This window comes from Rubellimicrobium aerolatum, assembly GCF_017872975.1.
GTDB lineage: Bacteria > Pseudomonadota > Alphaproteobacteria > Rhodobacterales > Rhodobacteraceae > Rubellimicrobium > Rubellimicrobium aerolatum.
The window spans coordinates 44,338-64,377 of the sequence record NZ_JAGGJP010000017.1 but is presented as its reverse complement, the minus strand read 5'-3'; the positions used below and the strand labels follow the sequence as shown (position 1 = coordinate 64,377).

18 protein-coding genes, 1 tRNA gene and 1 pseudogene are annotated in these 20,040 nt (G+C 70.9%); 14 read left to right on the top strand and 6 right to left on the bottom strand.

Features of this window, described 5'->3' with window-relative positions; all coding sequences use genetic code 11:
• Positions 1 to 156 precede the first annotated feature (156 nt).
• Entirely contained in the window at positions 157 to 993 is an 837-nt protein-coding gene (locus tag J2Z33_RS15350) for a universal stress protein (protein WP_209842655.1), read from the bottom strand.
• A 185-nt stretch (positions 994 to 1,178) separates the two neighbouring features.
• On the opposite strand from J2Z33_RS15350, the gene ccoN reads away from it, so the two are divergent.
• Genes ccoN through ccoP form a run of 4 tightly spaced genes read left to right on the top strand, consistent with a single transcriptional unit; the run spans position 1,179 to position 4,609 of the window.
• Entirely contained in the window at positions 1,179 to 2,780 is a 1,602-nt protein-coding gene (ccoN, locus tag J2Z33_RS15345; RefSeq protein WP_209842653.1) for a cytochrome-c oxidase, cbb3-type subunit I, read from the top strand.
• An 11-nt stretch (positions 2,781 to 2,791) separates the two neighbouring features.
• On the top strand, positions 2,792 to 3,517 hold the full coding sequence (gene ccoO / locus J2Z33_RS15340; RefSeq protein ID WP_209842651.1) for a cytochrome-c oxidase, cbb3-type subunit II: 726 nt from the start codon (positions 2,792 to 2,794) through the stop codon (positions 3,515 to 3,517).
• A 10-nt stretch (positions 3,518 to 3,527) separates the two neighbouring features.
• Complete coding sequence (locus tag J2Z33_RS15335; protein ID WP_209842649.1) at positions 3,528 to 3,728, top strand: cbb3-type cytochrome c oxidase subunit 3; 201 nt, start codon at positions 3,528 to 3,530, stop codon at positions 3,726 to 3,728.
• Positions 3,725 to 4,609, top strand: a complete 885-nt coding sequence (gene ccoP, locus J2Z33_RS15330; RefSeq protein WP_209842647.1) for a cytochrome-c oxidase, cbb3-type subunit III — start codon at positions 3,725 to 3,727, stop codon at positions 4,607 to 4,609. Before J2Z33_RS15335 ends, ccoP begins: the two co-directional genes overlap by 4 nt.
• A gap of 73 nt (positions 4,610 to 4,682) precedes the next feature.
• Here the strand turns inward: ccoP and J2Z33_RS15325 are convergent, their stop codons facing one another.
• A complete protein-coding gene (locus tag J2Z33_RS15325) occupies positions 4,683 to 4,880 on the bottom strand; it encodes a YjiS-like domain-containing protein (RefSeq protein ID WP_209842644.1) in 198 nt (65 codons plus the stop codon).
• A gap of 72 nt (positions 4,881 to 4,952) precedes the next feature.
• Positions 4,953 to 5,429, bottom strand: coding sequence for a hypothetical protein (locus J2Z33_RS15320; protein WP_209842641.1), 477 nt, complete (start codon positions 5,427 to 5,429; stop codon positions 4,953 to 4,955).
• A gap of 243 nt (positions 5,430 to 5,672) precedes the next feature.
• Between J2Z33_RS15320 and J2Z33_RS15315 the strand changes: the two genes are divergently transcribed.
• The 4 genes and pseudogenes from J2Z33_RS15315 to ccoS all read left to right on the top strand — a co-directional run.
• Positions 5,673 to 7,202 carry an RdxA/RdxB/FixG family protein gene (locus J2Z33_RS15315; RefSeq protein ID WP_209842639.1) on the top strand — a complete coding sequence of 510 codons (1,530 nt, stop codon included), beginning with the start codon at positions 5,673 to 5,675 and terminating at the stop codon, positions 7,200 to 7,202.
• Position 7,203: 1 nt separating this feature from the next.
• Complete coding sequence (locus tag J2Z33_RS15310; protein WP_209842637.1) at positions 7,204 to 7,671, top strand: FixH family protein; 468 nt, start codon at positions 7,204 to 7,206, stop codon at positions 7,669 to 7,671.
• Positions 7,672 to 7,675: 4 nt separating this feature from the next.
• Positions 7,676 to 9,859, top strand: coding sequence for a heavy metal translocating P-type ATPase (locus J2Z33_RS15305; RefSeq protein WP_209842635.1), 2,184 nt, complete (start codon positions 7,676 to 7,678; stop codon positions 9,857 to 9,859).
• A gap of 1 nt (position 9,860) precedes the next feature.
• Positions 9,861 to 10,016, top strand: a pseudogene (gene ccoS, locus J2Z33_RS15300) (cbb3-type cytochrome oxidase assembly protein CcoS); the annotation flags it as partial.
• A 124-nt stretch (positions 10,017 to 10,140) separates the two neighbouring features.
• Here ccoS and J2Z33_RS15295 read toward each other — a convergent pair.
• Positions 10,141 to 11,766: a GMC family oxidoreductase gene (locus tag J2Z33_RS15295; RefSeq protein WP_209842631.1), complete on the bottom strand. Its 1,626-nt coding sequence runs from the start codon at positions 11,764 to 11,766 to the stop codon at positions 10,141 to 10,143.
• A 3-nt stretch (positions 11,767 to 11,769) separates the two neighbouring features.
• Complete coding sequence (locus tag J2Z33_RS15290) at positions 11,770 to 12,486, bottom strand: FCD domain-containing protein (RefSeq protein WP_209842629.1); 717 nt, start codon at positions 12,484 to 12,486, stop codon at positions 11,770 to 11,772.
• 189 nt (positions 12,487 to 12,675) lie between these two features.
• Between J2Z33_RS15290 and J2Z33_RS15285 the strand changes: the two genes are divergently transcribed.
• The 6 genes from J2Z33_RS15285 (at position 12,676) to J2Z33_RS15260 (ending at position 19,907) form a co-directional block, all read left to right on the top strand.
• A complete protein-coding gene (locus J2Z33_RS15285; RefSeq protein ID WP_342454206.1) occupies positions 12,676 to 14,148 on the top strand; it encodes an aldehyde dehydrogenase family protein in 1,473 nt (490 codons plus the stop codon).
• A gap of 60 nt (positions 14,149 to 14,208) precedes the next feature.
• A complete protein-coding gene (locus tag J2Z33_RS15280; protein ID WP_209842627.1) occupies positions 14,209 to 15,183 on the top strand; it encodes an ABC transporter substrate-binding protein in 975 nt (324 codons plus the stop codon).
• 91 nt (positions 15,184 to 15,274) lie between these two features.
• On the top strand, positions 15,275 to 16,813 hold the full coding sequence (locus tag J2Z33_RS15275; RefSeq protein ID WP_245218902.1) for a sugar ABC transporter ATP-binding protein: 1,539 nt from the start codon (positions 15,275 to 15,277) through the stop codon (positions 16,811 to 16,813).
• Entirely contained in the window at positions 16,810 to 17,820 is a 1,011-nt protein-coding gene (locus J2Z33_RS15270; RefSeq protein ID WP_245218901.1) for an ABC transporter permease, read from the top strand. The genes J2Z33_RS15275 and J2Z33_RS15270 overlap by 4 nt, the downstream gene beginning before the upstream one ends.
• Complete coding sequence (locus tag J2Z33_RS15265; protein WP_209842625.1) at positions 17,817 to 18,809, top strand: ABC transporter permease; 993 nt, start codon at positions 17,817 to 17,819, stop codon at positions 18,807 to 18,809. Before J2Z33_RS15270 ends, J2Z33_RS15265 begins: the two co-directional genes overlap by 4 nt.
• Positions 18,810 to 18,812: 3 nt before the next feature.
• Complete coding sequence (locus J2Z33_RS15260; RefSeq protein WP_209842623.1) at positions 18,813 to 19,907, top strand: mandelate racemase/muconate lactonizing enzyme family protein; 1,095 nt, start codon at positions 18,813 to 18,815, stop codon at positions 19,905 to 19,907.
• 14 nt (positions 19,908 to 19,921) lie between these two features.
• Here the strand turns inward: J2Z33_RS15260 and J2Z33_RS15255 are convergent.
• Positions 19,922 to 19,998, bottom strand: a tRNA-Pro gene (locus J2Z33_RS15255).
• Between the last annotated feature and the right edge of the window lie 42 nt (positions 19,999 to 20,040).

Genomic DNA, 20,040 nt, shown 5'->3' with positions numbered 1-20,040 from the left:
AGCCGGCAGATCAGCGCGCTGAAGGCCGAGGGCGTCCTGGAGCTCGGCCCCCAGCGCCGCATCACCGTGCCCGACATCCGACGCCTCATGGCCGAGACCGGCGACGACATGGACGGCGGGATGGTGAGCTGAAAGGCGGCGCATCGGGGCGACCCCTCAGTGCGACATGATGAGGGGGAGCGGGACCTGCGACAGCATGTCCCGCGTGGCGCCGCCCAGCATCGCCTCGCGCAGGCGGGAATGGCCGTAGGCGCCCATCACCAGCGCGTCGCAGCCCTTTTCCGACGCGAAGCGGGCCAGGATGTCGGCGACGCGGGGCTGGGTCTTGGCGAGGACCGCGACCTCGGTGCGGACGCCGTGGCGCGAGAGCCACTGCGACAGCTCGCCGCCCGGATCGGAGCGGTCGGCGGCGTGGAGCGGCGGGTCGATGATGGCGACGTGCACGGATTCGGCGGCCGTGAGGAAGGGGAGCGCGGCGCGGGTGGCGCGCATGGATTCGTCGGTGCCGTTCCAGGCCAGCGCGATGCGGCGGAAGGGGCGGGACCAGTCCACCTCGCGGTCGGGGACCACGAGGACGGGCGCGCCCGAGCCGAAGAGCAGCGCCTCGGCCACGGCGGCGGCGACCGAATCGCAGCCCGGCCCGTAGGGGCGCGGCACCACGGTCAGGTCGGAGTAGCGGGCGAGACGGGCGGCCAGGGCGCCGATGTTGAGGCCCATGACGGTGCGCGGTTCGCAGGAGAAGCGCAGGTCGGCGGGGAGCCGGGCCTTGGCCCAGTCGGTGAGCGAGCGGGCCTGGTCCTGCGCCTCGGCGTGGCCCGATTCGACGATGATCTGCGCGGCGGCCATGGGCATGGTCTCCAGCGGGATCGGCTCCAGCCCCAGGCCCACGATGTCGAGATGCGCGCCCTCGCGCTCGGCGATGGCGGCGGCGGCACGCAGGGGGGCGGCGTCGCGGCGCTCGTCGGTCAGCAGCAGGCTCAGGGTCTTGATCATGGCGCGTCTCCTTTGCGGGGTCGGTTCTAGGAGGCCGAAAACGCCCGCGCCTTGATGCGTATCATCCAAGCAGCCGAAGCCGTTTGACCTGGATCAAGGTGCAGCGACGCTGCCTCTGCGAAACCCGCTGCCGATGCCGTACGCCGAGTGTTGGCGGGTCGGTCGAATCAGAGGGACACATCCGCATGTGGGATTGGATCAAGATTGCGGTGTTCGGGGTTGTCGCCCTGTTCGCCGCCATCGCCGCCAACTGGGCGCGGGACCTGGCTTACCAGGTCCACGCGCTCATCGTCATGGCCGTGGCGGCGGGCCTCTTCATCTGGACCGTTCGCAGCACGGGCGAGCGGAAGGTCGCGGCGGGGCCGCGGCTGGATGAATACAACGACGGCGTGGTGCGCGCGGGCGCGATCGCGACGACCTTCTGGGGCCTCGCGGGGTTCCTGGTGGGCGTGATCGTGGCGCTGCAGCTCGCCTTTCCGCAGCTCAACCTGGACGTGCTCCAGGGCTACGGCAACTTCGGCCGGCTGCGGCCGCTGCACACCTCGGCGGTGATCTTCGCCTTCGGGGGCAACGCTCTCATCATGAGCACGTTCTACATCGTGCAGCGCACCTGCGCGGCGCGGCTCTGGGGCGGCAACCTCGGCTGGTTCGTGTTCTGGGGCTACAACCTGTTCATCGTCCTGGCCGCGACCGGCTACCTGCTGGGCGCCACCCAGTCCAAGGAATACGCCGAGCCCGAATGGTACGTGGACCTCTGGCTCACGGTCGTCTGGGTCGCCTTCCTCGTCGTGACGCTGGGCACGATCATCAAGCGCAAGGAACCCCACATCTACGTGGCCAACTGGTTCCTGCTGTCGTTCATCATCACCGTGGCGATGCTGCACGTGGTGAACAACATCTCCATCCCCGTGTCGATCTGGGGCTCCAAGTCGGTGCAGGTCTTCTCGGGCGTGCAGGACGCCATGGTGCAGTGGTGGTACGGCCACAACGCCGTGGGCTTCTTCCTGACCGCGGGCTTCCTGGGCATGATGTACTACTTCGTGCCGAAGCAGGCCGGCCGCCCCGTCTACAGCTACAAGCTGTCGATCATCCACTTCTGGGCGCTGATCTTCCTGTACATCTGGGCCGGCCCGCACCACCTGCACTACACGGCGCTGCCCGACTGGGCCTCGACGCTGGGCATGGTCTTCTCGATCATCCTGTGGATGCCCTCGTGGGGCGGCATGATCAACGGGCTGATGACCCTCTCGGGCGCCTGGGACAAGATCCGCACCGACCCGATCATGCGGATGATGGTGATCTCGCTCGGCTTCTACGGGATGAGCACCTTCGAAGGCCCGATGATGTCGATCCGCGCGGTCAACTCGCTGTCGCACTACACCGACTGGACCATCGGCCACGTCCACTCCGGCGCGCTGGGCTGGAACGGCATGATCACCTTCGCCGCGCTCTACTTCCTCGTGCCCCGGCTCTGGAACCGCGAGCGGCTCCATTCGCTCTCGGCCGTGAGCTGGCACTTCTGGCTCGCCACCATCGGCATCGTCCTCTACGCGGCGTCGATGTGGGTCACGGGCATCATGGAAGGCCTGATGTGGCGCGAGGTCGACGCGAACGGGTTCCTCGTGAACAGCTTCGCCGACACCGTGTCCGCCAAGTTCCCGATGTACGTCGTCCGCGCCCTGGGCGGGCTGATGTACCTGACCGGCGCGATCATCATGGCCTGGAACCTGTGGATGACCGCCTTCGGCAAGGTGCAGGTCACCGCTGTCGCCACTCCGGCCGAATGAGGTAGAACCCAATGGCCTTCCTTGACTATCACAAGACCCTGGAGCGCAACGCGACGCTCCTTCTCGGCGGCAGCCTCCTCGTCGTCCTCGTCGGCGGCATCGTGGAGATCGCCCCCCTCTTCTACCTCGAGAACACCATCGAGCACGTGGAGGGGGTCCGCCCCTACTCCCCGCTGGAGCTGGCGGGCCGCGACATCTACGTCCGCGAGGGCTGCTACGTCTGCCATAGCCAGATGATCCGCCCGATGCGCGACGAGGTGGAGCGCTACGGCCACTACAGCCTCGCGGCGGAGTCGCAGTACGACCACCCGCACCAGTGGGGCTCCAAGCGGACGGGGCCCGACCTCGCCCGCGTGGGGGACCGCTACTCGGACGCCTGGCACGTCCAGCACCTGACCGACCCGCAGTCGGTGGTGCCGGAATCCATCATGCCGCCCTATGCCTACCTGACGGACAACCTCCTGGACGGGCAGCACGTCGGCGAGCTGATGGAGACCCACCGCCTCGTGGGGGTGCCCTACTCGGACGAGCAGATCGCCGAGGCGCGGGCCGACTTCACGGTGCAGGCGGACCCGCTGGGCGACACCGACGCGCTGGTCGAACGCTATCCGGGGGCGCACGTGGCCAACCCCGACGGCCTGCCGGGCGTGTCCGAGATGGATGCGCTGGTGGCCTACCTGCAAGTGCTGGGCACGATGGTGGACTTCTCCACCTTCACGCCCGACGCGAGCCGCTGAGGAGGGAGCGATGCACGACACCTACTCCCTCCTCCGCGAGATCGCGGATTCGTGGGTCCTCCTCGGGCTCACGCTGTTCTTCCTGGGGGCGATCGTCTTCGCGTGGCGGCCGGGCTCCCGGCCGCTGCACGACGACGCGGGGCGCGTGCCCTTCCGGCACGACGACCGGCCCCTGACCGACGACGCCATCCCCTCGGAGGCCCGCACATGACACGCAACGACAAGATCCCGTCGTCGATCGAGACGACGGGCCACACCTGGGACGGCATCGAGGAGCTGAACAACCCGCTGCCGCGCTGGTGGCTGTGGGTGCTCTACGCCACCATCGTCTGGGGCGTGGGCTATACCATCGCCTATCCGGCCTGGCCGCTGGTCAGCGGCGCCACCTCGGGCCTCCTGGGCTTCTCGACGCGCGGCGACGTGGCGGCGGACATCGCCGCCACCGAGGCGGCGCGGTCGGGGCTGATGGACAGGCTGGCGGCGGCGGACCTGTCGCAGCTTCCGCAGGACCCCGAGCTTCAGGCCTTCGCGGTGAGCGCGGGCGCCTCGGTCTTCGGGGCGAACTGCGCGCAGTGCCACGGCGCCGGCGCGGCGGGCGTGCAGGCGGGGGGCTTCCCCAACCTGCTCGACGACGACTGGCTCTGGGGCGGGACGATCACCGACGTCGCGGCGACGGTGACGCACGGCATCCGCAACGAGTCCTCGCCCGACGCGCGCTGGTCGGAGATGCCGGCCTTCGGCGAGATCCTGGAGGGCGGCGACATCGACGCGGTGGTGAACCACGTCCTGGCGGTGTCCGGGCAGGAGCATGACGCGGCGCTGGCCGAGCAGGGCTCGGTGGTCTTCGCCGACAACTGCGCGAGCTGCCATGGCGAGGACGCCACGGGGATGCGCGAGATGGGCGCCCCGAACCTGACCGACGCGGTCTGGCTTTATGGCGGCACGGCCGAGACGCTGAAGGAGACGGTCACCAACGCCCGGTTCGGCGTGATGCCCGCCTGGAGCGAGGAGTTCCGCCCCGCCAACGGCCTGAGCCAGGCCGAGATCAACGCGGTCGCGGCCTATGTCCACGGCCTTGGCGGCGGCGAGTAAGACTTCCCGGCGAACCTCCTTCCTGGTTCGTCCAACTCGGCGGCCCCCTTGGGGGCCGCTTTTTTGTTGGGCGTCAGAGGTCGAGGGTCGGGAGGTCGAAGCGGGTCACGCCGACATCGCGCAGGAGGTGGTCGGGCAGGCCGTCGAGATGGCGGCGCGCGGCCTTGGCCTCGGCCGCGCGCCGGCGGCGGGCCAGCGCCGCGCGCAGGGCGCGCAGGAGGTCGGCGTCGAGCGGGACATGGTGGAACCGGAGGGCGGCAAGGGTCGTCATGGCGGGGGTCCTCGGCACAAGGGGAACGGGGAACACGGAGGGCCGCCCGGCGGGGCGGACCCGGGGGGCGGGTCAGAGCCGCCCGAAGACCACGGGGCGCCAGGCCCAGCCGTGGATCGCCGCGACCTCGCGCAGGGATCGCGCGAGCTCGCGGGTGTCGAAGCGCCCCGGGGGGAAGGCGCCGTGCCCGAGCTCCAGCCGCCAGGCGCGGACGTCCGGGGCGGCGAAGGAGAGCGTGGGCGCGCCCGCGCGCCAGCCGATCTCGAAATCGCGCTGGACGACGCGGACCTCGGCCGCCCTGGGGTCGAGGCGGAGCAGGAACTGGGCCACGCGCGCCACGCCGGATTCGGCGGCGGCGCAGGACCAGCGCGGATCGGCCAGCCGCCATTCGGCGGTGAGGTCCGCGTCCTCGGGGCGGCCGTCGCGGACGTGGAGCGGCCCGTCCACCTCGTCGAGGGCGAGGAGGGCGGCCCGCAGCTCGGCCGCGTCGCGGCAGGGCGGCGGAGGCACGGGCGCGCGGCGCGCGGCAAGGCGGTCGAAAAGTCGCATGATGCAATTCCCTGTCGATCAATGACGGGGAGGATCGCCCATGCCCCGAATCGGGCCAAGTCGGGGATTCCTGACCTTGGGTCAGGTCGGCTCCCGGACTGGAGGGGACGGGCCGCTGCCCGACGGCGCCTGCGCCGTCCTGCCGCATCCCCTCGGACCCCGTCCGCTTGATCCATGTCAAGGTGCCGTCCGCGCCTTGGGCGCATGGATGGTCGCCATAACAAGATCGCCGGGAAGCGAGCCATGAGCCAGTCGACCACGCCCTCCCTTTATGCGGCGAGGGAGCCCATCTTTCCCCGCCGGGTGTCGGGCAAGTTCCGCACGCTCAAATGGGCCATCATGGCGGTGACGCTGGGCATCTACTACCTGACGCCCTGGATCCGCTGGGACCGGGGGCCGGAACTGCCCGACCAGGCGGTGCTGGTGGACATGGCCGGGCGGCGGTTCTTCTTCTTCTGGATCGAGATCTGGCCGCACGAGTTCTACTTCGTGGCCGGACTGCTCATCATGGCGGGGCTGGGGCTGTTCCTGTTCACCTCGGCGCTGGGGCGGGTCTGGTGCGGCTACGCCTGCCCGCAGACGGTCTGGACCGACCTGTTCATCCTGACGGAACGCTGGGTCGAGGGCGACCGCAACGCGCGGGTGCGGCTGTGGAACGCGCCCTGGTCGCTGAACAAGGCGCGGCTGCGGCTGACCAAGTGGGCGATCTGGCTGGCTATCGGGGTCGCCACCGGCGGGGCCTGGGTCTTCTACTTCGCCGACGCGCCAACGCTCCTGCGCGAGCTGGTCGCCGGGCAGGCCCACCCCGTCGCCTACGGGACGGTCCTGACGCTGACGGCGACGACCTTCCTGTTCGGCGGATTCTTCCGCGAGCAGATCTGCATCTACGCCTGCCCCTGGCCGCGCATCCAGTCGGCCATGATGGACGAGGAGACCATCACCATCGGCTACCGCGACTGGCGGGGCGAGCCGCGCGGCAAGGCCAGCAAGGCGCGCGCCGCGGCAGGCCAGCCGCCCGCCTTCCGCGCGCAGGAGGCGGCGCTGGCGTCGGGGGCGGTGACCTTTGCCGGCGTGGAGCCCGTGGCGGCAGGCGTCGCGGCGGCCCCGCGCCTGGTGGGCGACTGCGTGGACTGCATGGCCTGCGTGAACGTCTGCCCCATGGGCATCGACATCCGCAACGGCCAGCAGATGGAGTGCATCACCTGCGGGCTGTGCATCGACGCCTGCGACGAGGTCATGGACAAGCTGGGGCGCGAGCGCGGGCTGATCGACTACTTCACCCTCAAGGACGAGCAGGTGGAGCGCGCGGGCGGCAAGGCCAAGAAGATTTGGCGACACATCCTGCGGCCGCGCACGATCCTCTACACCGGGCTCTGGTCGCTGGTGGGCGTGGGGCTGATCGTGGCGCTGTTCATCCGGCCCGCGATCGAGGTGGACGTCTCGCCCGTGCGGAACCCGCTCTACATCACGCTGTCGGACGGCACGATCCGCAACGCCTACGACCTCCGCATCCGCAACAAGCACGGAGAGGAGCGGCGCTTCTCGCTGTCCTACTCGGCGGAGGCGGACCTGGACGTGGCGGTGGAAGGCGCAGAGAACGGCATCATCACCGTGCCCGCCGATCAGACCGGGGATGCGCGCGTCTATGTCGAGGCGAGCCCCGGCAGCACGGCGGCGGAGGCCGGGCGCACCGACCTGCGGCTCTGGATCACCGACCTTGCCGACGCCGAGCGCGCGTCGGTGGACACCCTCTTCAACGGAAAGGCCGACTGAGATGACGAACCCCTTCCGCGGGCCGATCACCGGCCCCAAGGCCTTCGCGATCTTCTCCTCGTTCTTCGTGGTCATCATCGCGGTGAACATCGTCATGGCGGTCAAGGCGATCGGCACCTTCCCGGGGCTGGAGGTGAAGAACTCGTATGTCGCGAGCCAGACCTTCGACGCCGAGCGCCACGCGCAGGAGGCGCTGGGCTGGACCGCCCATGCGGCCATCGACGGGGCCGAGCTGACGCTGACCATCGCCGGGCCGGACGGCGCGCCGGTGCAAGGCGCGACGGCGGCGGGCGTGCTGGGGCGCGCCACGGTGCGGACCTTCGACCAGACGCTCGCCTTCGCCTTCGACGGGAGCGCGTGGCGCGCGCCGGTGGAGGTGGGTCCGGGCCAGTGGCACCTTGCGCTGGAGGCGGTGGCGGTGGACGGCACGCCGTTCCGCCAGCGGCTCGACGTGATGGTGGGGGAGTGATCCCATGGCGATGACCGAAGCCCCGGGCGGGATCGGCTGCATCGGCTGCGTCACCGCGCCTGCCGCGCAGGGCAAGGGCGCGGCGGCGGCCGAGAACGAGATCGTGCTGGCGGTGCCCGGCGCGGACTGCGCGGCCTGCATCCCGCAGTTGGAGGAGGGCCTGACCCCCCTGCCCGGCATCCGCGAGGCGCGGGTGAACTTGAGCCTGCGGCGCCTGCGGGTGCGGCACGACGGGAGCCTGACGCCCGAGGACCTGATCCCGGAAGTCGCCCGGCTGGGCTACGAGGCGCTGCCGCTGGACCTGGTGGCGCTGTCGGGGACCGAGAACGACCGGATCGGCCGCGATCTGGTGATGCGGCTGGGCGTGGCGTTCTTCGCCATGATGAACGTCATGCTGCTGTCGGTGGCCGTGTGGTCGGGCGCGGGCGACGCGACGCGGGACATCTTCCACCTGATCTCGGGCGCCATCGCCATCCCGACGGTGCTGTTCTCGGGGCAGCCGTTCTTCCGGTCGGCCTGGGCCGGGGTGAAGCGGGGGCGGCTGGGGATGGACTTCCCCATCTCGCTCGCGCTGGTGCTCGCGACCTCCATCTCGATCTTCGAGTCGTTCAACGGGGGCCACCACGCCTATTTCGACGCGGCGGTGATGCTGACCTTCTTCCTGCTGGGCGGGCGCTACCTCGACCATAGGACACGGGCGGCCGCGCGGTCGGCGGCGCAGGAACTGGCCGCGCTGGAGGTGCCGCGCGCGATCCGGCTGACGGACGAGGGCCAGGAGACGGTGAACGTGTCCGACCTCGCGGTGGGCGACCTGATCTCCGTGCGCCCCGGCGCGCGGGTGCCGGCGGATGGCGAGGTCGTGGAAGGCGAGAGCGAGATCGACCGGTCGCTGCTGACGGGCGAGTCGCTGCCGGCCCGCGCGGCGCGGGGCTGCGTGGTGAGCGCGGGCGAGGTGAACCTCACCGGGCCGCTGACCGTGCGCGTCACGGCGGCGGGGAAGGACTCGTCGCTCGCCCGCATGGCGGCGCTGGTCGCGGTGGCCGAGGAGGCGCGGTCGCGCTACACCTCGCTCGCCGACCGGGCGGCGCGGGCCTATTCGCCGCTGGTCCACACGCTGTCGTTCAGCGCCTTCGCCTATTGGATGTGGCAGACGAGCGGGGACGTGCGCTTCGCCATCAACATCTCGGCGGCGACGCTCATCATCACCTGCCCCTGCGCGCTGGGGCTGGCGGTGCCGGCGGTGGTGACGGCGGCGAGCGGAAAGCTGTTCAAGAAGGGTCTCCTCATCAAGTCGGGGACGGCGCTGGAGCGGCTGGCGCAGGTCGATACGGTGGTCTTCGACAAGACGGGGACACTCACGCTGGGTGCGCCGGAGCCGCTGGATCTTGGGGCGCACGACGCCGAGAGCCTGTCGGTCGCGATGGCGCTGGCGCAGGGGTCGTCGCATCCGCTGGCGCTGGCGCTGGCCAAGGGGGCGGCCGAGCGGGGTCTGCGGCCCGCCCCGGTTTCGGAGGTGCGCGAAGTGCCGGGCCACGGGATCGAAGGCGTCTGGCAGGACCAGCGGGTGCGGCTGGGCCGCGCCGACTGGGTGGGCGCGGAGGTGGGCGAGGTGACCGCGACCACGCTGCGGATCGGCGCGCGGGAGCCGGTGACCTTCGCCTTCGCGGACGCGCTGCGGCCGGGGGCGGAAGGACTGGTGACGGCGCTGGCCAAGCAGGGGCTGGAGTTGCACCTCGTATCGGGGGACGTGGCCCCGGCGGTCGAGGAACTGGCCGGGCGGCTCGGCATCCCGGCCTGGACGGCGGGCGCAAAGCCCGAGGAGAAGGCGGCCTACGTGAAGGCGCTAGCGGCCAGGGGGCGCAAGGTGCTGATGGTGGGCGACGGGCTCAACGACACGGCGGCGCTGGCCGAGGCGCTGGTGTCGATCTCCCCGGCCTCGGCGCTGGACGCGGCGCGGGCGGCGTCGGACATCGTGGCGCTGGGGCGCGACATCTCGCCCGTGGAGGACGCGCTGCGGATCGCCAGGCAGGCGGTGCGGCGGATGCGCGAGAACTTCGCGCTGTCGGCGGCCTACAACGTGGTGTCGGTGCCGGTGGCGCTGATCGGGCTCGCGACGCCGCTGCTGGCGGCGCTGGCGATGTCGGTGTCGTCCGTGACCGTCACGCTCAACGCGCTACGTCTGAAGTAGGATGGACGTGCTGATCTACCTCGTGCCGGTGAGCTTGGGCCTGGGTCTCCTGGGGCTCGGGGCCTTTGTCTGGACGCTGCGGCACCGGCAGTACGAGGACCCCAAGGGCGACGCGGCGCGCATCCTGTCGGACCGATGGGACGACCGGCCCGCGCCGGCGGACGAGCGGCCGGCCCGCGCGCGGAGCGACCACGCGGGGCCGACGCCGGGCGACCGGGGATAGGAAAAGGGGCGCCGTCCGGCGCCCCTCCCCAGCGGCCGGATGCGGGGCCGGTTCGGCCTCACTCCAGCCCCATGGCGAAGTCGGCGCAGCGCGAGCCCAGCATCAGCGCGGGGGCCGTCGTATTGCCGGCGTTGATGTCGGGGCAGGCGCTCATGTCCGCGACGCGCAGCCCCTCGATCCCGCGCACCCGCATCCGGGCGTCGAGCACCGCGAGGGGGTCGCCGTCCGCGCCCATCCGGGCGGTGCCGGCGGGGTGGTAGTTGGTCTTCACCATCCGGCGGCAATGGGCGGCGAGGCTGTCGTCGTCGAGCCGCGCCGGGTCGGGGAACTTGATCCCCTGTATGCGCGAGGCCAGCGGCTCGGTCTGGAAGGCGCGGAGGAAGAAGCGCTGGCCGTCGATCATGGCGCGCAGGTCGGCGGGGTCCTTGAGGAGGTTGGGCGAGACGATCGGCCTGTCGGCGGGGTCGGCGGAACGGAGGCGGACCCAGCCGCGCGATTTCGGCTTCACGACGACGGTGGTGATGGTCATGCCGTGGGTGTCCCGCATGACCTTGAGAAGGTCGCGGTCGAGATAGACGATGGGAACGCAGAAGGCCTGGATCGTGGGCTCGGCCGTGGGGTCGGTCGGGTTGACGAAGGCCCCGGCCTCCACCCCCGCCGAGAGGATGCGGCCCGTTCCGAACAGCTTGAACTGAAGGCCGTTCAGGACCATCCGCCAGCCCTTGCCCTGGTTGAAGTAGCCGTACTTCCCGTTGGCGACCGAGATGATCGGCACCTCGGGATGGTCCACGAGGTTGCGACCGACGCCGGGCGCGTCGTGCAGGACGGGCAGCCCGAACTCGCGCAGGTGGGAGGCCGGGCCGATGCCGGACAACATCAGGAGCTTGGGGGTGATGAGCGCGCCGGCCGCGAGGATGACCTCGGCGCGGGCATAGGAGCGATGCTCCTGCCCGGACTTGTCGCGCCAGACGACGCCCGTGGCGCGGCCGTTCTCGATCAGGACGCGCTCGGCTCGGGCTTCGAGGCGCAGGGTCAGGCGCGGGTTCGTTTCCAGCGGCGCGATGAAGGCGTAGGCGGCCGAGGACCGTTTCCCGTGGCGGTTCATGAACTGGTAGAAGCCGACGCCGCGCTGGGACGCGCCGTTGAAGTCGGGGTTGAAGGGCTCGCCCAGGGCCTGCACGGCCTGGACGAACCAACGGCTCATCTGGTCGACGTGGCCGGGATCGGAGACCTGCAGCGGGCCGTCCACGGCGTGCAGGTCGTTGTGGAGGCGGTTGTTGTCCTCCATCCGTCTCATGTGGTGGAGGACGGCGGGCCAGGACCAGTCGGCGCCGTCGTTGCTGCCGCGCAGGACCTCGTTCCACGCCTCGTAGTCCGAAGGGCGGCCGCGCATGTAGACCTGCGCGTTGACGCTCGTGCCGCCGCCCAGGACGTTGCCCTGCGGGATGTCGTGGGCGCGGCCGCCCAGGTGCTCCTGCGGGGGCGTGGTGTGGTAGTGCATGAACTTGCTGCCGTTGATCATGCGGAAGATGCCCGGCGGCATGTCGAGGAGCGGGTGACGGTGGGAGTAGCCGCCTTCGAGCAACAGCACCCGATGTCCGCCGGGATTCACCAGCCGCGCGGCGGCGACGCAGCCCGCCGCGCCCCCGCCGACGACGATGTAGTCGTGTTCGTCCCTCGACATGGCTCAGGGCCCCTCGAAGGTGCCGCGCACGTATTCCCAGGCGGCGTTGAGATGCGAGGCGAGCGCGGCCTCGGCGGCGTCAGGATCGCGGTCCTGGATCGCGAGCAGGATGTCGCGGTGACGCAGGAAGTTGACGCGGTTGCGCTCGGGCGAGCGGGGCATCTTGCGCCAGTGCTCGGCCAGCCAGGCGGTGAAGGCCTTGTGGACCGCCGGAAGGATCGGGTTCCGGGGGATCTCGTAGAGCACGGCGTGGAAGGCCACGTCGGTCGCGTAGAAGCGGTCGCTGTCGGGGATGGCGGCCTCGTTCTCGGCCAGCGCGCGGGCCAGCGCGGCAACATCGGCCTTGCGCGCCTGGAGCGCGGCGTGGCGGACGAGCGCGCCCTCCAGCAGGATGCGGGTGTCGTAGAGGTTCTTCACGCCACCCGATTCGCGCAGGAGGTGGCCGACCACCCCCCCGGCGGCGGCGAGCGCGGCGTCCACGCCGGGGCGGCGCACGACGGGGCGGTGGCGGGGGCGACTTTCCACGAGGCCGCGGCTGGCGAGGCGGGCCACGGCCTCGCGCACGACGGTGCGGCTGACGCCGTAGGTGTCGATGAGGTCGCGCTCGGGCGGGAGATGGGCGCCGTCCGGCAGCGCCCCCGAGGCGATGCGCGCCTCCAGCTCGCGCACGACGGCGTCGGCGGCGCGGGTGTCGGGGCGGAGGGCAGCGGCGTCGGTCATGCGGAGGGAGTCCAGCCTGATCTGGTATGACTATATCGGCCGTTGATCGAGGCGCAAACGGAAGTTGCACGCCGTGATCGAGGTCCTTTGCAGGCGCAGAATAAAGGAGGCGCCTGAAACAGTGCTTGACGGAGGACGAGACTTGCGCCCTGATAAGGTAGGTTTGGTCATACCAAAGGCGATGCGCTGGTGCTGGACGACCTGCTTTCCCTGATCGCCGACGGGCGGCCCTTTGCGGCGCGGATGTTCATTGATGGCGCCTGGGCGGACCCGTCGGGCCTTGGGGTGGACGAGGTGGAGGACCCGGCCACGGGGCGCGTCGTCGCCACTGCGCCGCGCGGGACCCGCTCCCACGCCGAGGAGGCTCTGGAGGCGGCGCGGCGCGCGCAACCCGCCTGGGCGCGCGTCCCGGCGGTGGAGCGCGGGCGGGCGGTGCTGGCGCTGGCCGATGCCGTGCGCGCGGAGGCCGAGTCGCTGGCGCGTATCGTGGTGCTGGAGCAGGGCAAGCCCCTGGGCCAGGCGCGGGGCGAGATCGGCGCGACCGAGACCTTCCTGCGCTACGCCGCCGAATGGGCGCGGCGGATCGAGGGCGAGATCCTGCCATCGGATTCGCCGGAGGAGGAGGTGTGGATCCGTCGCCTGCCCCATGGGGTCGTGGCGGGACTGACGGCGTGGAACTATCCGTCCGCGCTGGCCACGCGGAAGCTGGGGCCGGCGCTGGTGGCGGGGAACGCCTTCGTGCTCAAGGCGCACGAGTTCACGCCGCTCTCGGGCCTCGCTCTCGCCGCGCTGGCGGAGCGGGTGGGGCTGCCGCCCGGCGTGTTCAACGTCGTCACCGGGGACGGGCGCAACGTCGGCCGCGCGCTGGTCGAGGGGGCGGACATGACGACGATGACCGGGTCCACGCGGGCGGGGCGGGAGATCTACGCGACAGGAGCGGCGGGCATCAAGAACCTGCGGCTGGAGCTGGGTGGCAAGGCCCCCTTCATCGTGATGGAGGACGCCGACATCGGCCGGGCGGTGGAGGCGGCGGTGGCCGCGCGATTCTCCAACTGCGGGCAGATCTGCACCTGCAACGAGCGGATGTACCTGCACGAGGCCATCGCGGACGAGTTCCTGGAGCGTTTCGTCGCCGCCGCCCGTGCGCTGAGCATCGGGCCGGGGATGGAGGATCCCGACCTCGGCCCCAAGGTTTCGGGGGGCGAGGTCGAGAAGGTCGAGGCGATGACGGCGGCCTCCATCGAGGCCGGGGCAGAGGTGCTGCTGCGCGGCGGGCCTCTGACGGAGGGGCGCTACGCGCACGGACACTTCATGGCGCCGACGGTTCTGGAAGTGCGCTCGGACGACCTGCCGGTGATGCGGGACGAGGTGTTCGGGCCGGTGGTGGCCGCGCGGCGGATCGGGTCCTTCGAGGAGGGGCTGAGCCTCGCCAACGACACGGGTTACGGGCTGTCGGCCTATGTCTGGAGCCGGAACCTGCGGCGGGTGTTCCAGGCGGCCGAGGGGCTGCACTTCGGCGAGATCTACTGCAACCGCACCAACGGGGAGCTGGTGCAGGGCTTCCACACCGGCTGGGGCCTGTCGGGCCTGGGCGGCGAGGACGGGAAATGGGGCTTCGACGGGTATCTCCGCAAGAAGACCATGTACGTGAACTGGGCCTGAGCAACGGGCCCGGAGCGTGAAGCCATCGGGAGGACGGTGGCGCAACCGGGAGGAGCAAGGATGAAGAGACGTAGTCTGCTGGGGGCCACCGCCTTCGCCGTGCTGGGGCTCGGAAGCCTCGTGCAGGCGCAGGACCTGCCGCCGCTGGAACAGAAGGACAGCTATACGGTGGGCTTCGCCCAGAGCGAGTCCAACAACCCCTGGCGCATCGCCGAGACCAAGAGCTTCCAGGACACCGCCGCAAGCTGCGGCTGGAACCTGATCGTCACCGACGCGGGCGGATCGGCCGCCAAGCAGGTGGCGGACGTGGATTCGATGATCGCACAGGGGATCGACGTGCTGTTCCTGCCCCCACGCGAGGAAAGCCCGCTGATCCCCGCCGTGATGCGCGCCAAGGCGGCGGGAATCCCCGTCTTCCTCGTGGATCGCTCGGTAGATCCGAACGTGGCGCAGGCGGGGCGGGACTACGTGGCCTTCCTCGGGTCCGACTTCGTGGACCAGGGGCGGCGGGCCGCCGAGTACATGATGGAGAACTTCGAGGGCGAGCAGGGCCTCATCATCCAGCTCGAGGGCACCACGGGCTCCTCGCCCGCGAACGACCGCAAGCGCGGCTTCGACGAGGCCGTTGCGGGCAACGACAAGTTCCAGATCCTCGAGTCCCGCACCGGCGATTTCGCGCGGGACGAGGGGCGGCGGGTCATGGAGACGCTGCTCCAGGCGCACCCGGACGTGAACATCGTCTACGCCCACAACGACGAGATGGCGATCGGCGCGATCCAGGCATTGGAGGCAGCGGGGCGCACGCCAGGGCAGGACGTCATGGTCGTGTCCATCGACGGCACCCGCGACGCGCTGCAGGCAATCATCGACGGCAAGATGGCGGTGACGGTGGAGTCCTCGCCGTTCTTCGGGCCGCTCTCCTGCGAGACGATGAAGCGGTATGCGGCGGGCGAGACCATCGAGCCCTGGGTGAAGGTGGAGGATCGCATCTTCACCGCCGAGAACGCCGCCGAGCACATCGACGAGGCCTATTGAGCCCCGTCGCGGCGTCCGGCCCCAAGGTCGGACGCCCAACTCCGGGCGCCGCCGTCGCGCGGCGCCCGCCTTCCCGCAGGAGGTGCCGCGCATGGCCGAGCCTCTTCTCCGCATGACCGGCGTCCAGAAGGCTTTCGCGGGCGTGCCGGCGCTGCGCGACGCCTCGCTGACCATCCAGCCCGGCGAGGTCCATGCGCTGGTGGGCCAGAACGGGGCGGGAAAGTCGACGCTCATCAATATCCTGACGGGGGTGTATCGCCGCGACGCGGGCGAGGTGCTGTGGCAGGGCCGGCCGGTGGAGCTGCGCTCGCCCCGCGACGCGCAGGGGGCGGGGATCGCCACCATCTACCAGGAACTGACGCTGGTCCCGCAGCGGACGGTGACCGAGAACATCGTGCTGGGCTACGAGCCGCGCACCCGCTGGGGGTCGATCGACTGGCGGGCCGCCGAGGCGCGGGCGCGCGAGGTGCTGGGGCGATTCGGGATCGATCTGGACCTGCGGCGGCCGCTGGGTGCCTACCCGACCGCCATCCAGCAGCTCGTGGCCATCGGGCGGGCGGCGTCGATGGAAGCGCGGTTGCTCATCATGGACGAGCCCACCTCGTCGCTCGACGAGCGGGAGGTGGAGGTGCTGTTCGGGGTGATCCGGTCCCTGCGCGACCGGGGCACCTCGATCCTCTACGTCAGCCACTTCCTCGACGAGCTGTTCCAGGTCTGCGATGGCGTGACCATCATGCGCGACGGCCGCACGGTGGGCGAGCAGAGGATTGCCGAAACGACGAAGCTCGACCTGATCGCCGGGATGCTGGGGCGCGACCCCGAGGAGATCCGGGCGGCGGGGCGCACGCGGCTGCGGGCCGAGCGGACGACGGGGGGCGAGGTGTTCCTGGAGGCGCGGAGACTGTCGTCGGATCGACGGCTGCGGCGGCTCGACCTCACGGTGCGGGCGGGGGAGATCGTGGGGCTCGCGGGGCTGCTCGGCTCGGGGCGGACCGAGGCGGCGCGGGCGATCTTCGGGCTCGACCGCGTGACGGGCGGAACGCTGGAGATCGGCGGGCGCGCGGCGCGGATCGGGTCGGCGCGCGAGGCCATCGACGCGGGGCTCGCCTACCTGAGCGAGGACCGCAAGGCCGAGGGGATCGTCCCGGACCTGTCGGTGCGGGAGAACCTGACGCTCGCGCTCCTGCCCCGGCTGTCGCGACTGGGGATCGTGGACGAGGCGCGGGAGCGGCGGATCGTCGAGGGCTTCATCGCGGCGCTGGGCATCCGCGCCGCCGACATGGACCAGCCCATCCGCGAGTTATCGGGGGGCAACCAGCAGAAGGTCCTGCTGGGCCGGTGGCTGGCGCTGGAGCCGCGCCTTCTCATCCTCGACGAGCCCACGCGGGGAGTGGACGTGGGAGCGAAGCTGGAGATCCAGGCCATCATCCGCAAGCGTGTGGAGGAGGGCTGCGCGGTGCTGCTCATCTCCTCGGAGTTCGAGGAGTTGATTGAGGGGGCGCATGGCATAATCGTCCTGCAGGAAGGCCGGTCGGTGCGGCGGCTGGAGAACCCCGGCGTGACCGAGGCGGCGCTGATCCACGCCATCGCCGAGCCGCCCGAGGAGACGGTGGCGGAGGCGGCGGAATGAGCCCGGAAAGCCTGACCCGGCCCATGGGGGGAGTGGGCGAGGCCCCTGCCCCGCGCCGGTCGCGGGCGAACCGGCGCTTCCTGGGGCTGGTGGCGGTGCTGGTGGCGCTGGTCCTGCTGAACGTGGCGATGACGCCGAACTTCCTGGCGGTTCAGACGCTGGCGGTGAACGTAAGTCAGGTGGCGACGGTCGCCATCGTGGCGCTGGGGATGACGCTGGTGATCGCCACCGGCGGCGTGGACCTGTCGGTGGGCGCGGTCATGGCGGTGGCGGGGGCGCTGGCGCCGCTGATCTTCGGAAGCGCCTGGGGCCTCGCGAATCCGGGGCTGGGACTCGCGGCGGCGATTGCCGTGCCCTTGCTGGTCGCGATGGCCTGCGGGCTGTTCAACGGGGCGCTCGTCAGCCTTCTGGGCGTGCAGCCGATCATCGCCACGCTGATCCTGTTCATCTCGGGGCGCGGGGTGGCGCAGGTGTTGACGAACGGGAACCTCCAGACCTTCTCGAACCCCGGCTTTGGCTGGCTGGGGACGGGCCGGGTGCTGGGGCTGCCGGTGCAGGGCTGGATCGCGCTGGCGCTCACGCTGGTCGTGGCGCTGGTGGTGCGGCGGACGATCTACGGGCGCTATCTCTTGTCGGTGGGCGGCAACGAGAAGGCGGCGGCGCTGGCCGGGACACCGGTGGCGCGGGTGAAGATCGCGACTTATGCCATCTGTTCGCTGCTCGCGGGGCTCGCCGGGCTGATCGACGTGGCGATCAACTCGGCCTCGGACGCGGCGCGGGTGGGCAACCTGATGGAGCTCGATGCCATCGCCGCCGCCGTGGTCGGCGGGGCGGCGCTGTCGGGGGGGCGCGCGCCGGTGCTAGGGACGCTGCTCGGCGCGGTGTTCATCCAGCTCGTGGGCTACACGCTGATCGCCAACGGCGTGCCGGACGAGGCGACTCTCATCGTCACGGCGGGGATCATCATCGTGGCCGTCTACCTTCAGGACAACCGGAGGCGCCTATGACCTCTCTCGACCTGAACCTCCGCCGCTTCACGCGGCCCCTGGGCGAGGGGACGCACCTGACGGTCTGGGTGGCGCTCGGGCTCCTGATCCTGTTCGGGGCCTGGCGCTACGACAACTTCCTGTCGGCCTACAACGTCTCGTCGTTCCTGCAATACAACTCCATGTTCGTGCTGGTCTCGGTGGGGATGTGCCTCGTCATCATGACGGGGGGAATCGACCTGTCGGTGGGGGCGGTCGCGGCGCTGGCGAGCGTCGTGGCGGCGCTGCTGAGCGCGCGGGGGCTGGCGGTGGCGCTGCCCGCGGGGGTGGCGACTGGCCTGATGGCGGGCGCGATCAACGCGGGGCTGATCGTCGGGCTGCGGCTGCCGCCCTTCATGGCGACGCTGGCGACGATGCTGGCAGCGCGAGGCACCTCCCTGGTCGTGTCGGACCGGCAGGCGGTGACGGTGGACTGGACCTCGGACTTCACGGCGCTCGGCATGAACAAGATCGGGGCGCTGGTCCCCTGGACCATCGTCGCCGCCCTCCTGGTGGTGCTGGTCGCGTGGCACGTGCTGGAGCGGACCTCGCTCGGGCGAACGGTGCTGGCGGTGGGCGACAACGCCGAGGCGGCGCACCTGATGGGCCTCAAGACCGGGCGGGCGCTGGTGTTCGCCTACCTCTTCTCGGGGGCCTGCGCGGGGCTCGCGGGGGTGTTCCTTGCCTCGGGCTACGGTGCGGGGCAGCCGTTGGAGGGCCAGGGCTGGGAGCTGGCCGCCATCGCCTCGGTCGTCGTGGGCGGGACGCTGCTGACCGGGGGCATGGGGTCGGTGCCGGCGACGGTAGCGGGGGCGCTGCTGTTCGGGCTGGTGTTCAACCTCCTCAACTTCGAGAACGGGCTCGGGGTCATCTCGCTGTCGGCCTACTGGCAGTCGGTGATCCGGGGGACGTTCCTCCTCGTCGTCATCCTGTTGCAGGTCCGCCTCGGGCGGGCCGCCGCGAGGGCCTGAGCCATGAGCCGGATCATCGACCTCCAGGCCCGCCTGTTCCGCGTGCCGCTTCCCGAGGTCATGTCGGACGCCAAGCACGGCGACCACACGCATTTCGAGCTGGTGACCGTGACGGTCCGCGACTCGGAGGGGCGGGAGGGGACGGGCTACACCTACACCGGCGGCCTCGGAGGGCGGGCGATCCTGGCGATGGTGCTCCATGACCTGCGGCCCTTCCTGCTGGGGCAGGACCCGGACGGCATCGAGGCGCTGAACGACGCGATGCAGTGGCGGGTGCACTACGTGGCGCGCGGGGGGATCGCGAGCTTTGCCATCTCGGCCATCGACGTGGCGCTGTGGGACCTCAAGGGAAAGACCGCGGGCCAGCCGCTCTGGCGCATGGCGGGGGGCGCGTCGAACCGCTCGCGCGTCTACCGGGGGGCCATCGACCTGAACTTTCCCTACGAGAAGCTGATGGACAACGTTCGGGGCTACCTCGCCGAAGGCTTCGAAGCGGTGAAGATCAAGGTGGGACGCCCGGACCTGGCCGACGACGTGCGGCGGGCGGAAGGAGTGCGGGAGATCCTGGGGTCGGATCGAATTTTCGCGGTGGACGCCAACTATTCGATGTCGGTTCCGCAGGCCATAGAGGCGGCGCGGGCCTTCGCGCCCCTGGACCTGCTGTGGTTCGAGGAGCCGACGATCCCCGACGACTACGACGGCCATGCCCGCATCGCCGAGGCAACGGGGGTGCCGCTGGCGATGGGCGAGAACCTGCACACGATCCACGAGTTCGAACACGCGGTGGACCGGGCGCGGCTATCGTTCCTCCAGCCCGACGCCTCGAACTGCGGCGGGATCACCGGTTGGCTGCGGGTGGCGCGGCTCTGCGCGGCGCATGGCCTCCCGGTGTGCAGCCACGGGATGCAGGAGCTTCACGTGAGCCTTGTCGGCGCGCAGCCGAACGCGGGCTGGGTCGAGGTGCACAGCTTCCCGATCGACCGCTACACGACGCGGCCGCTTGTCCACGAACGGCTGCACGCGGTCGCGCCGGATGAGCCCGGCACGGGGGTCGCCTTCGACTGGGAGAGGCTCGCGCCCTTCGCCGTTCCTGGCTGATCTTCTGGGGAAAATGGTCGGAGTGAGAGGATTCGAACCTCCGACCCCCTGCTCCCGAAGCAGGTGCGCTACCAGGCTGCGCTACACTCCGACGACGCGCGAGGTATCCCGCGCGGCGGCGCTTTGCAAGAGC

Coding starts and splice junctions, on each gene's coding strand:
- ccoO (WP_209842651.1), top strand. CDS start 2,792: ATGGCCTTCCTTGACTATCACAAGACCCTGGAGCGCAACGCGACGCTC.
- J2Z33_RS15315 (WP_209842639.1), top strand. CDS start 5,673: ATGAGCCAGTCGACCACGCCCTCCCTTTATGCGGCGAGGGAGCCCATC.
- J2Z33_RS15290 (WP_209842629.1), bottom strand. CDS start 12,486: ATGACCGACGCCGCTGCCCTCCGCCCCGACACCCGCGCCGCCGACGCC.
- J2Z33_RS15350 (WP_209842655.1), bottom strand. CDS start 993: ATGATCAAGACCCTGAGCCTGCTGCTGACCGACGAGCGCCGCGACGCC.
- J2Z33_RS15260 (WP_209842623.1), top strand. CDS start 18,813: ATGAGCCGGATCATCGACCTCCAGGCCCGCCTGTTCCGCGTGCCGCTT.
- J2Z33_RS15335 (WP_209842649.1), top strand. CDS start 3,528: ATGCACGACACCTACTCCCTCCTCCGCGAGATCGCGGATTCGTGGGTC.
- J2Z33_RS15265 (WP_209842625.1), top strand. CDS start 17,817: ATGACCTCTCTCGACCTGAACCTCCGCCGCTTCACGCGGCCCCTGGGC.
- J2Z33_RS15310 (WP_209842637.1), top strand. CDS start 7,204: ATGACGAACCCCTTCCGCGGGCCGATCACCGGCCCCAAGGCCTTCGCG.
- ccoN (WP_209842653.1), top strand. CDS start 1,179: ATGTGGGATTGGATCAAGATTGCGGTGTTCGGGGTTGTCGCCCTGTTC.
- J2Z33_RS15320 (WP_209842641.1), bottom strand. CDS start 5,429: ATGCGACTTTTCGACCGCCTTGCCGCGCGCCGCGCGCCCGTGCCTCCG.
- ccoP (WP_209842647.1), top strand. CDS start 3,725: ATGACACGCAACGACAAGATCCCGTCGTCGATCGAGACGACGGGCCAC.
- J2Z33_RS15325 (WP_209842644.1), bottom strand. CDS start 4,880: ATGACGACCCTTGCCGCCCTCCGGTTCCACCATGTCCCGCTCGACGCC.
- J2Z33_RS15280 (WP_209842627.1), top strand. CDS start 14,209: ATGAAGAGACGTAGTCTGCTGGGGGCCACCGCCTTCGCCGTGCTGGGG.
- J2Z33_RS15295 (WP_209842631.1), bottom strand. CDS start 11,766: ATGTCGAGGGACGAACACGACTACATCGTCGTCGGCGGGGGCGCGGCG.
- J2Z33_RS15270 (WP_245218901.1), top strand. CDS start 16,810: ATGAGCCCGGAAAGCCTGACCCGGCCCATGGGGGGAGTGGGCGAGGCC.
- J2Z33_RS15275 (WP_245218902.1), top strand. CDS start 15,275: ATGGCCGAGCCTCTTCTCCGCATGACCGGCGTCCAGAAGGCTTTCGCG.
- J2Z33_RS15305 (WP_209842635.1), top strand. CDS start 7,676: ATGGCGATGACCGAAGCCCCGGGCGGGATCGGCTGCATCGGCTGCGTC.